The organism is Streptomyces cupreus (assembly GCF_014257025.1).
Taxonomy (GTDB): domain Bacteria; phylum Actinomycetota; class Actinomycetes; order Streptomycetales; family Streptomycetaceae; genus Streptomyces; species Streptomyces cupreus.
Window position 1 is genome coordinate 25271 of sequence record NZ_JACMSF010000057.1, and the last position, 15248, is coordinate 40518.

The 15248-nt window shown below is 72.9% G+C and carries 10 protein-coding genes and 1 pseudogene; 9 read left to right on the forward strand and 2 right to left on the reverse strand.

Going from position 1 to position 15248, the window contains the following annotated elements:
- The first annotated feature begins 63 nt into the window (after window positions 1-63).
- The 4 genes from lanKC to H4N64_RS46525 all read left to right on the forward strand — a co-directional run bounded on the left by lanKC (window position 64) and on the right by H4N64_RS46525 (window position 6485).
- Window positions 64-2658 carry a class III lanthionine synthetase LanKC gene (gene lanKC / locus H4N64_RS35370; RefSeq protein WP_186286633.1) on the forward strand — a complete coding sequence of 865 codons (2595 nt, stop codon included), beginning with the start codon at window positions 64-66 and terminating at the stop codon, window positions 2656-2658.
- Window positions 2659-2717: 59 nt separating this feature from the next.
- Window positions 2718-2828 (forward strand): SapB/AmfS family lanthipeptide, encoded by a 111-nt coding sequence (locus H4N64_RS35375; RefSeq protein WP_186286634.1) that lies wholly within the window; start codon window positions 2718-2720, stop codon window positions 2826-2828.
- A gap of 91 nt (window positions 2829-2919) precedes the next feature.
- Window positions 2920-4623, forward strand: coding sequence for an ABC transporter ATP-binding protein (locus H4N64_RS35380; RefSeq protein ID WP_186286635.1), 1704 nt, complete (start codon window positions 2920-2922; stop codon window positions 4621-4623).
- Window positions 4620-6485 carry an ABC transporter ATP-binding protein gene (locus H4N64_RS46525; RefSeq protein WP_336246888.1) on the forward strand — a complete coding sequence of 622 codons (1866 nt, stop codon included), beginning with the start codon at window positions 4620-4622 and terminating at the stop codon, window positions 6483-6485. The genes H4N64_RS35380 and H4N64_RS46525 overlap by 4 nt, the downstream gene beginning before the upstream one ends.
- Here the strand turns inward: H4N64_RS46525 and H4N64_RS45835 are convergent.
- Window positions 6408-6986, reverse strand: a pseudogene (locus H4N64_RS45835) (LuxR C-terminal-related transcriptional regulator); the annotation flags it as partial. The gene H4N64_RS46525 and the pseudogene H4N64_RS45835 overlap by 78 nt on opposite strands.
- A 260-nt stretch (window positions 6987-7246) precedes the next feature.
- Between H4N64_RS45835 and H4N64_RS35390 the strand changes: the two are divergent.
- On the forward strand, window positions 7247-9394 hold the full coding sequence (locus H4N64_RS35390) for a SpoIIE family protein phosphatase (RefSeq protein WP_186286636.1): 2148 nt from the start codon (window positions 7247-7249) through the stop codon (window positions 9392-9394).
- A 63-nt stretch (window positions 9395-9457) separates the two neighbouring features.
- Here H4N64_RS35390 and H4N64_RS35395 read toward each other — a convergent pair whose 3' ends face one another.
- The gene (locus tag H4N64_RS35395; protein WP_186286637.1) at window positions 9458-10786 is read right to left on the reverse strand and encodes a S1 family peptidase; all 1329 of its coding nucleotides are present in this window, start codon (window positions 10784-10786) and stop codon (window positions 9458-9460) included.
- A 189-nt stretch (window positions 10787-10975) separates the two neighbouring features.
- Here H4N64_RS35395 and H4N64_RS35400 point away from each other — a divergent pair, with 189 nt between their 5' ends.
- The 4 genes from H4N64_RS35400 (at window position 10976) to H4N64_RS35415 (ending at window position 15247) form a co-directional block, all read left to right on the forward strand.
- The gene (locus H4N64_RS35400; RefSeq protein WP_186286638.1) at window positions 10976-11389 is read left to right on the forward strand and encodes a PaaI family thioesterase; all 414 of its coding nucleotides are present in this window, start codon (window positions 10976-10978) and stop codon (window positions 11387-11389) included.
- Between the two features lie 508 nt (window positions 11390-11897).
- On the forward strand, window positions 11898-12113 hold the full coding sequence (locus H4N64_RS35405) for a type A2 lantipeptide (RefSeq protein WP_186286639.1): 216 nt from the start codon (window positions 11898-11900) through the stop codon (window positions 12111-12113).
- Window positions 12114-12221: 108 nt separating this feature from the next.
- The gene (locus H4N64_RS35410; RefSeq protein ID WP_186286640.1) at window positions 12222-13028 is read left to right on the forward strand and encodes an HlyD family efflux transporter periplasmic adaptor subunit; all 807 of its coding nucleotides are present in this window, start codon (window positions 12222-12224) and stop codon (window positions 13026-13028) included.
- Window positions 13025-15247 (forward strand): NHLP family bacteriocin export ABC transporter peptidase/permease/ATPase subunit, encoded by a 2223-nt coding sequence (locus tag H4N64_RS35415; RefSeq protein WP_186286641.1) that lies wholly within the window; start codon window positions 13025-13027, stop codon window positions 15245-15247. Before H4N64_RS35410 ends, H4N64_RS35415 begins: the two co-directional genes overlap by 4 nt.
- The last annotated feature ends 1 nt before the right edge of the window (window position 15248 follow it).

Below are 15248 nucleotides of genomic sequence, written 5' to 3' on the forward strand. Positions count from 1 at the left end.
ACGTTACTGTCCGCGGCCATCGGCCCGCTGGGAGGCTCGGTGCCGGTCCACGGAGGGGGACGCATGGACAAGCGGTACGAGGTGTACGCGCTCACCGACGGACACTTCTACGACACGCCGGACCGGCTGTCCCTGGCAGGCCAGGAGGCGGTACCTCTGTTCGAGGCGGCGCGCCGCCCGGTGCCCGAGGGATGGGACGCGGCCCGGATCGGGGACTGGCTGACACTGACCCCGCTCGGCCCGGACGGCGCGCCGGCGCCCGGCCCGGCCCAGGGATGGAAGATCCACGCCTCGGCCACTCGGGCGAACGCGGACCGAATCGCGGAGATCGTGTGGGACTACTGCGTGCCCAGGCGCATCCCGTTCAAGTTCGTGCCGGGCCCGCATCTGCTGCATCTGCGCAACGCCAAGTACGCGGCCCGCGACAGCAGCGGCAAGTTCGTCACGCTCTACCCGGCCGACGAGGAGCGGCTGCACCTGGTGCTGCGCGAGCTGGGGGACCTGCTGAAGGGTTTCGAGGGGCCGTACATCCTCACCGATCTGCGCTGGCACGACGGTCCGCTCTACGTCCGCTACGGCGCCTTCGCGCGCACCTTCGTCGTTGACGAGCGCGGTTCGCTGGTGCCGGCGGTGCGCGACGGGGCGGGCCGGCTGGTGCCGGACCGGCGGGCGCCGTCCTTCCAGGTGCCCGAGTGGGTGACGCTGCCCGAGTTCCTCCAGCCGCATCTGGCGGCCCGGAACACCACGACGGTGGGCGATCTGCCGTACCGCATCGAGAAGGCGCTGCACTTCTCCAACGGCGGCGGGGTGTACGCGGGCACCGACACCCGGGACGGGCGCAAGGTGGTGCTGAAGGAGGGGCGGCCGCACGCGGGGCTGGCCTCCGACGGGGCCGATGCCGTCGCCCGCCTGGAGCGGGAGAAGTACGCGCTGGAGCGGACGGCCGGGACCGGTGTGGTGCCCGAGGTGCGGGACTGGTTCACGCTCGGCGACCACCGGTTCCTGGTCATGGACTTCCTGGAGGGGCGCCCGCTCAACTCGTTCTTCGCCGAGCGGCATCCGCTGCTCACTCCGGACCCCGACCCGCAGGCCGTGGCCGACTACACGGCGTGGGCGGTGCGCATCCACGGGGCAGTGGAGCGGGCGGTGGCGGCGGTGCACGCGCGCGGGATCGTCTTCAACGACCTCCATGTCTTCAACATCATGGTCGCGCCCGACGCGGAGTCGGTGTCCCTGCTCGACTTCGAGGCCGCGGCCCCCGTCTCCGAACAGGGCCGCCAAGTGGTCGCCCACCCCGGCTTCTTCGCCCCGCCGGACCGCACCGGCACCGATGTCGACCGCTATGCGCTGGCCTGTCTCCGGCTGGCCCTGTTCCTGCCCGTCACCACGCTGTTCGTGGTCGACCGGGGCAAGGCGGCGCACCTGGCGGAGGTGATCGCCCATCAGTTCCCCGATGTGCCACAGGAGTTTCTGGACGAGGCGGTCGCGGAGATCACTCGCGGCACGCCGGTGCCCGCACCGTCCTTCGTGGCGCCCGGGGACTGGCCCTTCAGCCGCGATTCCATGGTCAAGGCGATCCTCGCCTCGGCCACCCCGGACCGCGACGACCGGCTCTTCCCCGGCGACATCACCCAATTCTCCGACGGCGGCGGCCTCGGCCTCGCGCACGGGGCGGCCGGAGTGCTGTACGCGCTGGACGCGGTCGGCGCCGAGCGGTACGAGGAGGGCGAGCGCTGGCTGCTGGCGCACACGGCACCGCCGCCGATCGGCACACCGCTCGGCCTCTACGACGGTCTCACGGGCGTCGCCCACGTCCTGGACCGGCTCGGCCACCGGCAGCGGGCTCTCGACCTGGTCGAGACGATCCTGGCCGAGCGCTGGCAGAAACTGTCCTCCGACCTGCACGGCGGCCTCGCCGGACTCGGCCTGGCGCTGGGCGACCTGGCCGACCGGACCGGCGAGAAGGAGCTCACCGAGCGGGCCGCCGAGGCCGCGCGGATCCTCGTACGACGACTGGCGGAACCGCCTGCCGCCACGGCACGGCGGCAGGCAGGACTGCTGCGGGGTGCGAGCGGGCCCGCGCTGTTCCTGCTGCGGCAGTACGAACGCACCGGCGAGCACGAGCTGTTGGAGGCAGCCGGCACGGGGCTGCGCCGGGACCTGGAGTGCTGCGTGACCCATGAGCGCGGCTCGCTGGAAGTCGACGAGGGCTGGCGGACAATGCCGTACCTCGGCGAGGGCAGCGTCGGCCTCGGGATGGTCCTGGACGACCGCCTCGCCCACGCCACCGACGACACCGGGCAGTTCGAGCGGGCCCGCGTCGGCGTCCTGACCGCCGCCACCTCCCGCTTCTACGCGCAGCCCGGCCTCTTCCAGGGCCGTGCCGGGATGATCCTGCACCTGGCCCGCACCACCACACCCGGCGCCGGCGACGAACGGCTCGCCGAGCAGATCGCCGGGCTCGGCTGGTTCGCGATGTCCTACCAGGGCCAACTGGCCTTCCCTGGGCACCAGATGATGCGTCTTTCGATGGACCTGGGCACCGGAACGGCAGGGTGCCTGCTCGCCCTCGGCGCGGCCCTCGGCGACCGGGAGAACGCACACCTGCCGTTCCTGCCACCGCTTCGGCGGCCCACAGAACGCGGCTCCGCGACCTGACGGAGCCGTGACCCAACCCCGTCCCGACGGGTGGACGACACCGAAGGAAGGAACACGAGATGGCACTTCTCGACCTGCAGACGATGGAGTCCGACGAGTACACCGGCGGCAACAGCACCCTCAGCCTGCTGTCCTGCGTCAGCGCGGCGAGCATCACGCTCTGTCTCTGACGAGCACCGTGCATCCTCAGCCCCGGGCGGTCCGCTCCCATCAGGGAGGGGCCGCCCGGGGTCCTGCCCACCGCCCCGGATGTGATGCCGCATGACCACCCGCGCCGAGAAGGCACTGGCGGCATCGGCCGCCCGGCACAGCGGCACCCGGTGCGTGGCCCTGTGCCTGGTGAGCACGGCCGCGACCGGGGCCGGTCTGCTGCTGCCGGCCGTGCTGGGCCGGGCCCTGGACCTGCTGCTGGCCGAGGCCCCGGCGACCCGCTGGGTGCTGTACTGCGCCGGTCTCGTCCTGCTGCTCGCCGTGCTCGACGCCTGCCAGACCGTCCTGACCGGCACAGTGGACGCCCGCACCGCGGCGTGGCTGCGCGGGCGGCTGACCGAGCACGTCCTGGAGGTCGGCCCACGGGCCGCCGCCCGTTTCGGGCCCGGCGACCTCGTCGCCCGGCTCGTCGGCAACGCCGCGCAGGCCGGTACGGCACCGGCCGCCCGCGCCGCGCTGGTCGCCGCGCTCGCCGGGCCGCTGGGCGGCGTCGTGGCGCTCGCCCTGATCGACCTCTGGCTCGCGCTGGTGTTCCTCGCCGGAGCCCCGGTGCTGACGCTGCTGCTGCGGACCCTGGCCCGGGACACCTCGACGTGTGTGGCCCGGTACCAGGAGGTGCAGGGGCACATCGCGGCCGCGCTCGCGGAGGCCGTCGGCGGGCATCGGACCATCGCGGCGGCCCGTGCGGCGGACCGGGAGACCGCGCGGATCCTCGGGCCGCTGCCCGAACTGTCCCGGGCGGGCCACCGCATGTGGCAGGTGCAGGGGCGCGCGGCCGGCCAGGCCGTCGCCGTGGCGCCCCTGCTCCAGTTCGCGGTCGTGGCCGTGGCGGGGGTGCTGCTCGCCCGGCACCGGCTGTCGGTGGGCGAGGTGCTCGCCGCCTGGCGGTACGCGGTGCTCGCGGTCGGCGTCGGCGTGCTGGTCGGACAGCTTGCCGGGCTCGCCCAGGCCCGGGCGGCGGCCGACCGGCTCGGCGAGGTGCTGGCGGAGCCCGCCCCCGCCTACGGCCCGCGCGAGTTGCCGCCCGGTCCGGGCCGCCTTGAGCTGCGCGGCATCACCGCCCGGCGCGGGGGGCGGACCGTGCTCGACGGGGTCGACCTCGTCGTACCGGGCGGAACGACGCTTGCCGTGGTCGGCCGGTCCGGTGCGGGCAAGTCACTGCTCGCCGCGGTCGCCGGGCGGCTGGCCGACCCGGACGACGGAGAGGTCCTGCTCGACGGAGTGCCGCTGCGCGAACTCACCCACGACGCGCTGCGCCGCGCCGTCGGCCACGCCTTCGAACGCCCCGCCCTGATCGGCGCCACCATCGAGGCCGCCATCGGCCTCGGACCGGCCGCCCCCTGCCCCGCCCGCATCCGGCAGGCCGCCCGGACAGCCCGCGCTGACGACTTCGTACGCCTGCTGCCCGACGGCTACGCCACCGCCGTCGCCGACGCACCGCGCTCCGGCGGAGAGTCCCAACGACTCGGCCTGGCCCGGGCGTTCGCCCACGGCGGCCGACTGCTGATCCTTGACGACGCCCTCTCCAGCCTCGACACCGTCACCGAGGCGCACATCACCGGGGCGCTGCTGGGTGGCGGCCCCGGAACCACCCGGCTCCTGATGGCCCACCGCGCGATGACGGCGGCCCGCGCGGACGCCGTGGCCTGGCTGGACGAGGGGCGCATCCGGGCGGTCGGGACGCACGAGGAGCTGTGGCGGGACGCCGGCTACCGGGCGGTCTTCGGGGAGCCGGGCGCGAAGGAGACGCCGTGACAGAGGTGGGGATCCAGCGGCTCGGTCTGCGCTTCCTGCGAGCCCGGTGGCGGGTGCTGGTGCGACTCGCCTGCTGGTCGGTGCTGGAGACGGGGCAGACCTTCCTCACCGGGTACGCGCCCGCCCGCGCCCTGGACGAGGGGTTCCTGGCCGGACGGCCGGCCACCGGGCTCTGCTGGCTCGGGATCGCCGGGCTCGGGGTGGTCGTCGGCGCCTACGGCACCGCCCGGGTGTACGCGGCGGTGGCCGCGCTGGTGGAACCGCTGCGGGACCGGCTCGTCGCCCGGGTCGTGGCGCGCGGGGTGCGGGAGGGCGACGGCGGGGCGCTGTCCGGGCTCACCCAGCAGGTGGAGATCGCCCGGGACACGTTCGCCGGTCTGGTGATGATGTCGCGGTCCTTCCTGTTCACCTCCGTCGGCGCGCTCGTCGGACTGCTCTCGCTCGACCCGCTGCTCCTGCTGGTCGTGGCGCCTCCCCTGATCGCAGGGCTGGGCCTGTTCGCGGCGAGCCTGCGGCTCCTGGCCCGCCGCCAGGAGGCGTTCCTCCGCGCCGACGAGGCACTGGCCGCCGATCTCGGCACCGTCTGTCCGGGGCTGCGGGACATCACCGCGACCGGCGCGGAACAGCAGATCGCCGCCGCGACCGGGGCCCGGATCGACGCCGAACTGCGGGCCGCGCGTTCCCTGGCCCGCTGGGGCGTCCTGCGGGTCGCCGCCCTCGCGATCGGCGGCCAGCTGCCGATCGTGCTGCTGCTCGCCACCGCGCCCTGGCTCCTCGCCCACGGCGTCACCACCGGTGCCCTGGTCGGCGCGCTCGCCTACGTCACCCAGTCCCTGCTCCCCGCCCTGCGCAACCTGGTCCACGGCCTCGGCACCGGCGGCTCACGCCTGGCGGTGGTGCTACGGCGACTACTGCGGGACGGCTCAGGGCAACAGGACCATGGCACAGACGAACGGGACCGCCCTCCCTCCCCCGCACCAGCCCCGGCGCTCTCCCTCTCCCGTGTCACCTTCGCCTACGGCCCGCACAGCGCCCCCGTCATCGAGGATCTCGACCTCAGCCTCCAGACCGGCGCCCATCTGGCCGTCGTAGGACCGAGCGGCATCGGGAAGTCCACGCTCACCGCCCTGGTCGCCGGACTGCTGGAGCCGCGCCACGGGACGATCAGGGTGTACGGGCGGCCCGCGAACGGGCCGGACCGCGCCGGGCTGCGCGTGCTCATCCCCCAGGAGGCGTACGTCGTCACCGGCACCCTCGCCGAGAACCTCGGTCTGCTCCGGCCGGACCCGGTGCCCGAGGCGGAGCTGCTCGCCGCGGCGGAGGCGGTGGGGCTGACCCCGCTGCTGGAAGCGCTCGGCGGACCCTCGGCGCGGGTGGATCCGACAGCCTTGTCGGCGGGCGAACGGCAACTGGTCGCGCTGACCCGGGCGTTTCTGTCCTCGGCGCCCCTCGCGCTGCTCGACGAGGCGACCTGTCATCTGGATGCGACGGCGGAGGCACGGGCCGAGCGGGCCTTCGCGGCCCGTCCTGGCGGCACGCTGGTGGTCGTCGCGCACCGCATCAGCTCGGCTCGCCGGGCCGACCGGGTCCTTGTCCTGGACTGCCGGCACACGGCGTACGGAACCCACGAGGAGCTGCTCGACCGCTCGGCGCCCTACCGGGACCTCGTCGGCGACTGGACCCCCGTACCCGGCGGGCGGTCAGAGCCAGCCCTCGCCCTGCGAGATACGGATGGCCTCGATGCGGTTGCGGGCCCCGGTCTTACGGGTGATGGCCGCCATGTAGTTGCGCACGGTCCCGCTGGACAGGTGCAGGCTCCCGGCGATCTCCGCGATCGAGGCGCCCTCGGCGGCGAGGGATAACACGCTCAGCTCTCTCCTGGTCAGCGGCATCTGCGCGGCCTTGAGGAAACCAAAGCCCAGCGAGTCATTGACGAAACGTTCCCCCTGGGCGACCCGCCGAATGCCGTCAACCAGGTTCTCTGGCGAGCCCTCCTTGTCGACATAGCCGAGCGCCCCGACCTCGACCGCCCGTTTCAGCAGTCCGGGCCGGTTCGCGGTGGCCAGCACCAGCAGCCGCGGCGGTGCCGTCTCCGGGGCACTTGGACACAGCTCGCCGAGCGGCGGGGTGCCGTACGCGTCCGCGCACTCCAGGTCGGCCGCGCAGACGTCCGGACGGACGGATCTCACGCGCGCGGGCGCGCTGCCCCACGGGCTGTCGAAGACACTGAGGTCGGGTTCCCGGCACAGCCACTCCGCCAGGACCGACCGCACCAGACACGCGTCGTGCACCAGAAGCACCCGGATCACTGCCGCCCCTTCAGCCCGCGTTCGCCGGTTCTCGGTGTTCTGTGCGTGTCCCATTCTTAGCGGCCCTGACAGCTCCTGGGCGCGAGGAACCGGCCATCAGGGAGCGCGGGGGCGCACGCACGGCTCCCGCGCACCTCCGCGCGCATCGACTGTGGGGGCATGGGTCCGGGGCAACGGGGTACACGCGCGCCCCACCATGGCTGGGGCACCGGTGCCCGTGCCGAGCCGTCGCCGCCGGGCGCTCTCGCCGTGCGCGATGGGCCCCGAAGGGGCAGATTTGTCCTCTGGGGACCGTCGCCCGGCCGTGCGAGGAGGTGGTCGGCGTGTCCGACGGGGAACCGTCCGCCCAGGCACCGGCCACCGCCAGGACGCGGGTCGGCCGGCCGCTGCTGTCCCTCGCGCTGGCCTCGATGATGGACGAGGTCCACGCGCACTCCGGCGCGGTCTATCTGCTGGCGAGCCAGGAGCCGGTCCTGGAGATGGCGGTGATGGTGGGACTCCCCCGGGCGTTCGCGGCGCCCTGGGAGCGGGTGGGGCTCAGCGCGCCCGTCCCGGTGGCCGACGCGGTGCGCGAAAGGCGGCTGGTGTGGGTCGGCGGCGAGGAGGAGATGGCCCGCCTGTATCCGCGGATCTCCGTCGTCCTGCCCTACCCCTTCGCGCTCGCGGCGCTGCCGGTGGCCACCGAGTCCACCGCCTACGGCGCGGTCTTCGTGACCTGGCCGGGGTCGCACCCGCCCGATCTTTCCGACCGGGAGCGCACCCATCTGACCGCCGCCTGCGGCCGGCTGGCCGCCCGGCTGGCCCGCGCCCTGGAGGACAGCGTCCCGCTGCTGCCCGAGCCCGACCTGCTCGCCGGCCCCGCCCTGGCCGGCGCCGCCGGCACACTCGGCACGGTCGAGTCGGCGCGGATGGTGGCACGGCTGCCGTACGGGCTGTGCTCGCTCGATCTGCACGGGCGGATCTCGTTCGCCAACGCGGCGGCGGCCGAGCTGATCGGCGTGCCGGTGAGTGAGTTGCTCGGCACCCAGCTGTGGGCGTCGGTGCCCTGGCTCAACGACCCGGTCTACGAGGACCGTTACCGGGCCGCGCTGCTCAGCCAGCAGAGCACCTCCTTCGTGGCGCTGCGTCCGCCGGGCGACTGGCTGTCGTTCCGGCTGTACCCGAGCACCACGGGGCTCAGCTTGCGTATCGCCCGGGCGCGGGCCGTGGCCGAGATGAACCGGGCGCACCGCCGGGCCGACGACACCCCGTCACGTCTGGTCACCATCTCCCAGGTGCTGGGCCTGGCCGGTGCGCTCACCGAGGCGGTGAGCGTGCAGGACGTCGTCCAGCTGGTCGCGGACGAGATCGCCCCGGCCGTGGGCAGCCGGGCCCTGGTGGTGCTCGGCTCCCGGGCGGGCCGGCTGCATGTGCTGGGCCACCACGGCTATCCGGACCCGCATCTCGTGGAGCGGTTCGACGGGCTGCCGCTGATCGAACGGACCCCGGGCACCCATGCCCTGACCACCGGGGTGCCCGCGTTCTACGAGGACCGGCAAGAGTTGGAGCGGCTGTATCCGGCCGAGGAGGCCACGCCCGACGGGTTCGCCGCCTGGGCCTATCTGCCGCTGATCGCCTCCGGCCGCCAGGTGGGCACCCTGGTGCTCGCCTACGCCGAGCGGCACCCCTTCCCCGCCGACGAGCGGGCGGTGCTGACGAGTCTGGGCGGGCTGATCGCGCAGGCCCTGGAGCGTGCGGTGCTCTACGACGCCAAGCACCAGCTGGCCCACGGCCTCCAGGCGGCCCTGCTGCCGCACTCGCTGCCGCCGCTGCCCGGCATCGACGCCGCCGCCCGTTATCTGCCGGCCACTCAGGGCATGGACATCGGCGGCGACTTCTACGACCTGGTGCCCGCGCAGGGGCAGGCGGCGGCGGTGATCGGGGACGTGCAGGGACACAATGTGACGGCGGCCGGTCTGATGGGGCAGATCCGTACGGCCGTACGGGCATACACGACCGTCGGGCAGCCGCCCGCGGAGGTCATGACCAGCACCAACCGGCTGCTGATCGACCTGGGCGCCGATCTGTTCGCGAGCTGTCTGTATCTGCGTCTTGACCCTGAGCACGGGCGGGCCGTGATGGCCCGGGCGGGTCATCCGCCGCCGCTGCTGAGACGGCCGGACGGGCGGGTTCGGGTGCTCGATCTGGCCGGGGGTCCGCTGCTGGGGATCGACGGCTCGGCCGTGTATCAGACGACGGAGGTGGATCTCGCGCCCGGAAGCGTGCTCGTCCTCTACACCGACGGGCTGATCGAGTCGCCGGGCACCGACATCGAGGACGCGCTGGCCGATCTCGGGCAGGTGCTCGCGGCAATCGGGGACCTGCCGCTGGACGAGCTGGCCGACCGGCTCGTGGAGTCGCGTGCGATGCCGCGGGGGCGGATCGACGACGTGGCGGTGCTGTTGCTGCGGGCCCGGGGCTGACACGGGGGTGGCCGGCCCTCCCGCCGAAGGGCCGGCCACCCGGACCGGTGCGGTGCCTCGGGGTCAGTGCGTGTCGGTCAGGCCGGACTCGTCGGCGGCGCCTGCCTCCTCGCCGGGAGCGGCCTCCTCGCCGGCACCGGCCTCTTCACCGGCGCCCGCCTCCTCGCCGGCACCGGCTTCCTCGCCTGCGCCCGCCTCCTCGCCGGGAGCGGCCTCTTCACCGGCGCCCGCTTCCTCGCCCGCACCGGCATCGCCGCCCGCCGCGTCACCCGCGCCGAGGGTCGCGCCGACCGCTTCAAGCGCGGTCGTGACCGGCTGGAAGAAGGTCTCGCCGCCGACCGTGCAGTCCCCGCTGCCGCCCGAGGTCAGGCCGATCGCGAGACCGTCCTGGGTGAAGAGCGAGCCGCCGCTGTCGCCGGGTTCGGCGCAGACGTCGGTCTGGATGAGCCCGGTGACGGTCCCCTCGGGGTAGTTGACGGTGGCGTCGAGGCCGAGGACCTGGCCGTCGCTCAGCCCGGTGGTGCTGCCCATCCGGAAGACCTGCAGGCCGACCTCGGCCTCCGCGGCCTGGCTGATCTGGACGGTCTGGCCGCCGCCGACGTTGACCTCGCTCGGCGCCTCGGTCGCCGGGTCGTCGTACTTGACCAGCGCGAAGTCGCCCTCGCCGGGGAAGGTGGCGGTGGCCGCGTCGACGGTGGCGATCGGCGCGCCCCCCTCGGTGTCCGACCACTCGGCGGCGGCGACCCCGCAGTGACCCGCCGTCAGGAAGGCCGGGGTGCCGTCGCCCGCGGTGACGTTGAAGCCGGCGGAGCAGCGGGCACCGCCCGCGAAGATCGCGTCGCCGCCGGAGAGGAAGGTCTTGAAGGTGCCCTGGGACTTCTTGATGGTCGCCATGCCGGAGCCGAGGCTCTCCACGGTCGACTCCAACTGGTCCCACTTGGCGCCGGTGACGGTGCTGTCGGCGGTGACCAGGATCTTGTTCGTCCGGGGGTCCACGGCCCAGGAGGTGCCGGGAATCGTCGCCTCCGCCTTCAACGTCCGGGCGCCCGCGTCGAGTTCGGCGAGGCTGTTGTCGACCTCGCGGACGGTCGCGCCCGCCTTCTTCGCCTGGACGATGACGTTGTTGTTGTCGCCGGGGATGACGTTGACGACCAGTTGCTGGTTGTCGGCGTCGTAGTACGAGCCGGCGAAGGCGTCGCCGAGCAGTCCGGCGAGCTGTGAGGCGAGGTCCGAGGCGTCCGCCGCCTTCAGGGTCCTGGGCGCCGCGGCGTCGTCCGAGGCGCCGTCCTGGGACGCGTTGGCGTTGGGCAGCAGGATCGCGGCCGCTCCGAGCGCCGCCACACCGCCCGCCGCTATCGCGGCCTTGCGCTTCGGCATTCGCTTGTGACTCAACCTTCTCGACCTCCTGGGGGGACGGGGTCCGTGCCGCCTTGTGTGCGACGGCTGTTCGGGGCGCCTGGATGGCCAGTGGTACGCACGGGTCACTCGGGGCGTTCAATGCCGTTCGCGCGCGCCCCGCTGGAAACACTGATTCGGCCAAGGGCCGGGTCCCGGCGGCCGGGGCCGGGAACAATCCCCCATATGACGATGACCACCGCCGAAGCCGACAAGATCCTCGCCGACAACTTCGCCCCTTGGGTCCTCGAACTGGGGCTCACCGTGGAGGGGTTGGACGACCATCGCGCGATCCTGCGTCTGCCCTGGTCGGACCGGCTGGCCCGGGAGGGCGGAGCGCTGTCGGGGCAGGCCCTGATGGCGGCGGGCGACACCGCGACGGTGATCGCCGTGTCGGCGGCGCGCGGGGCGTACGGGCCGATGACGACGGTGCAGCAGTCCACCTCGTTCCAGCGGGCGGTGTCCGGATCGGATGTCCTGATCGAGGTGGTGGTCACCAAGCTGGGCCGCCGGATGGCGTTCGCCGACATCACGATGACCGACGGCGGCTCGGGCGAGATCGCGGCGACAGCGAGCACGGTCTACGCGGTCCTGGGCTGAAGCCGGGCCGATTCCAGACGGATTCCGGGCGGATTCCGGGTGGATTCCGGGCTGACACGTACCGCGTCCGGTCGGCGACGGTCCGTTGCGGCCATGGAGCGGAATCCCGGCTTCAGCGAATCTGCACATCGAATGCCCAACCAAGTCACCGGGAACCGGACTCCCACACAACCCGCTACCGCCGGTTACACCATTGGGGCGGGAGTGTCGCATTCGCTTCCCGCCCCGCAAGAGCGCTCACGAACCGATGCCGTGACGCATGTGAAGAAGTCGCCGACAAGCCGTGTGCGCGCCCTCACGGTTGACCGTCCCTGAGGTTCAAGTGCCCAGGTGAGGCTGTTGGTTGATTGGAAGCGCGCACCCGCAGCGTGCTTTGATCCATCGCACCGCGGGGGCCGCGACGGCACCCGGAAACGGGCGCCGGGCGCCCGCGGTCGCGGTCGCCCATCTGTCCCCAGAGGGGGCCGCTCCCCCCTTGTGAAATAGCCATACGAAGGGAAGTTCCATCATGAACTCCACCCCCCAGGTTGAGACCGTCGAGATCTCCGACGCCGAGCTGGACAACGTCTCCGGCGGCCTTTCCGTGAACGCCCTCGGCACCGCCACCGGCCTGGTGGACGGCATCGCCCCGGTTTCCGGCCTGGTCAACACGGCCGTCGGCACCGTCGAGGGTGTCACCGGCCTGAGCACCGCCCCGGTCACGAGCCTGGTCGCCGGTCTCTGATCGCGCCTTTTGTGACGTCGAGTCCCGGAGCCGCCCCCCGGCTCCGGGACTCTTCGGACTCCGTAAGAGATGCCGTAGAAGCTCTCCCGCACAGGTGAGGGAAGTTCCTTGCAGTTCCGCCAACAGGCCCTCGCCAAGCTCCAGTCGCCGGAGGAGCTCGATCTTCCGGTGCGGTTCGCCCGTCCCCAGGGCTGGCTCACGCTGTCCGTGACGGTCGTCGTCATGGCGGCGGCCTCCGTGTGGGCGGTGACCGGTTCGGTGGCCTCCACGGTCGGCGCGCCGGCGATCCTCACGCACGGGCAGGGCAGTTACATCCTGCAGAGCCCGGTCGCGGGCCAGGTCACCGCGGTACTCGCCGAGCAGGGCGAGCGGCTGCCCGCCGACTCCCCTGTCCTGAAGGTCCGTACGGCCGAGGGCGACACCGTCGTGCGCACGGTCGCCGCGGGCCGAGTCACGGCACTCGCCGCCACCATCGGGCAGATCATCTCCACCGGCGCGAACGTCGCCGCCGTGGAGAAAGTGACCGACGCCGAGGACCCGCTGTACGCGACGGTGTACGTGCCCGCCGAGAACGCGGCCTCCATCCCCGACGACGCCGCCGTGGACCTCACCGTCCAGTCGGTGCCCACCGAGGAGTACGGCGTGCTGCGCGGGCATGTGAAGTCGGTGGACCGCAGCGCCCAGTCCGCGCAGTCCATCACCTCCTTCCTCGGCGACAGCCAGCTCGGTGAGCAGTTCACGAAGGACGGCAGGCCGGTGGCCGTCCTGGTGAAGCTCGACAAGTCCTCGGGGACGAAGAGCGGTTACCGGTGGTCCTCCGCCGACGGGCCGCCGTTCTCCCTCACCTCGATGACCCTGGCCGACGCCTCGGTCCGGCTCGCCGACCAGCGTCCCGTCGACTGGCTGCTGCCGTGAGTGCCGCCCAGGACACGCGGGGCCGCCGCCGCGCCGCCCCGCCGAAGAGACCCGTGCCCAAGGGCAGGGCCAAGACGGTCCGTACGCCCACCGTGCTCCAGATGGAGGCCGTGGAGTGCGGCGCCGCCTCCCTCGCCATGGTGCTCGGCCACTACGGCAAGCACGTCCCGCTGGAGGAACTGCGCATCGCCTGCGGAGTCTCCCGCGACGGCTCGCGCGCCAGCAACCTCCTCAAGGCCGCGCGCAGTTACGGCCTCACGGCCAAGGGCATGCAGATGGACACGGCCGCCCTCGCCGAGGTGAAGACCCCGGCCGTGCTGTTCTGGGAGTTCAACCACTACGTCGTCTACGACGGCATGGGGCGCCGCTTCGGCCGCCGCGGGGTGTACATCAACGACCCCGGCAAGGGCCGCCGTTTCGTGCCCATGGAGGACTTCGACGGCAGCTTCACCGGTGTCGTGCTGGTCATGGAGCCCGGCAAGGGCTTCAGCAAGGGCGGCCGCAAGCCGGGCATCCTCGGCGCGATGCCCGCCCGGCTGCGCGGCACCGCGGGCACGATGCCCGCGGCGGTCCTGGCGAGCCTGCTGCTCGTCGTGGTCGGCGCGGCGGTGCCCGCGCTCAGCCGCACCTACATCGACATGTTCCTGATCGGGGGTCAGACCTCCCTGCTCGGCGTGCTGTTCGCGTCGATGGGGGCGTCCGTCCTGCTCACGGTGGTCCTGACCTGGCTGCAACAGGCGAACCTGCTGCACGGCCGGATCATCTCCTCCACCCTCTCCAGCGCCCGCTTCCTGCGCCATCTGCTGCGGCTGCCGGTGACCTTCTTCTCCCAGCGCAGCCCCGCCGACCTGGTGCAGCGTCTGCAGTCCAACGACGCGGTGGCCGAGACCCTGGCCCGCGACCTCGCGGCGGCGGGCGTGGACGCGGTGGTCGTCATCCTCTACGCCCTCCTGCTGTACACCTACGACCCGCAGCTGACCTTCGTCGGCATCGGCGTCGCCCTGCTGAACATCGTGGCGATGCGGGTGGTGATCCGGCTGCGCGCCACCCGTACGGCGAAGCTGCGCGCGGACAGCGCCCGGCTCACCAACACCGCCTACACCGGCCTTCAGTTGATCGAGACGATGAAGGCGACCGGCGGCGAGGACGGCTACTTCCGCAAGTGGGCCGGACAGCACGCCACCACCCTGGAGGAGCAGCAGCGCCTCGGGGTGCCGAGCGCCTGGCTGGGTGTGGTCGCGCCGACGCTGGCGACGCTGAACAGCGCGCTGATCCTGTGGATCGGCGGCATGCGCGCGGTCGAGGGCCACATATCCGTCGGCCTGCTGGTCGCCTTCCAGGCTCTGGTCACCCGCTTCACCGCCCCGCTGACCCGCCTCAACGGAGTCGCGGGCCGCATCCAGGACTTCGCCGCCGACGTGGCCCGCCTCAAGGACGTGGAGAACTTCCAGGCGGACCCGCTCTACAGCCGCCCCGGCGGCGCCGACTCCACGCGCCGACTGCACGGGCACGTGGAACTCCAGAACATCACCTTCGGCTACAACCCGCTGGACAAGCCCCTGTTGACCGGCTTCGACCTCACCGTCGGCCCGGGCCAGCAGGTCGCCCTGGTCGGCGGCTCGGGCAGCGGCAAGTCCACCGTGTCCCGGATGATCTCGGGCCTGTACGCGCCCTGGGAGGGCGTGATCCGCATCGACGGACAGCGTCTGGACGACATCCCGCGCGGCGCCCTCGCGGCCTCCGTCTCCTTCGTCGACCAGGAGGTGTTCCTCTTCGAGGGCACCGTCCGCGACAACGTGGCGCTGTGGGACCCGTCCATCCCGGACGACGCGGTGATCGAGGCCCTGCGGGACGCGGCCCTGTACGACATGGTCATGCGCCGCCCCGGCGGCATCCACAGCAAGGTCGAGCAGGACGGCCGTAACTTCTCCGGCGGGCAGCGCCAACGTCTGGAGATCGCCCGGGCGTTGGTGCGCCGGCCCAGCATTCTCGTCCTCGACGAGGTGACGAGTGCGCTGGACGCCGAGACCGAACTGGTCGTGATGGACAACCTGCGCAAGCGCGGCTGCGCCTGCGTGGTCATCGCGCACCGGCTGAGCACCGTGCGCGACAGCGACGAGATCGTCGTCCTGGAGCACGGCACGATCGTGGAGCGCGGCCGGCACGAGGAGCTCGTCGCGCGCGGCGGCGCCTACGCGACGCTGGTCAGGGAGCGGTGAG

Coding starts and splice junctions, on each gene's coding strand:
- lanKC (WP_186286633.1), top strand. CDS start 64: ATGGACAAGCGGTACGAGGTGTACGCGCTCACCGACGGACACTTCTAC.
- H4N64_RS35375 (WP_186286634.1), top strand. CDS start 2,718: ATGGCACTTCTCGACCTGCAGACGATGGAGTCCGACGAGTACACCGGC.
- H4N64_RS35380 (WP_186286635.1), top strand. CDS start 2,920: ATGACCACCCGCGCCGAGAAGGCACTGGCGGCATCGGCCGCCCGGCAC.
- H4N64_RS35400 (WP_186286638.1), top strand. CDS start 10,976: ATGACGATGACCACCGCCGAAGCCGACAAGATCCTCGCCGACAACTTC.
- H4N64_RS35405 (WP_186286639.1), top strand. CDS start 11,898: ATGAACTCCACCCCCCAGGTTGAGACCGTCGAGATCTCCGACGCCGAG.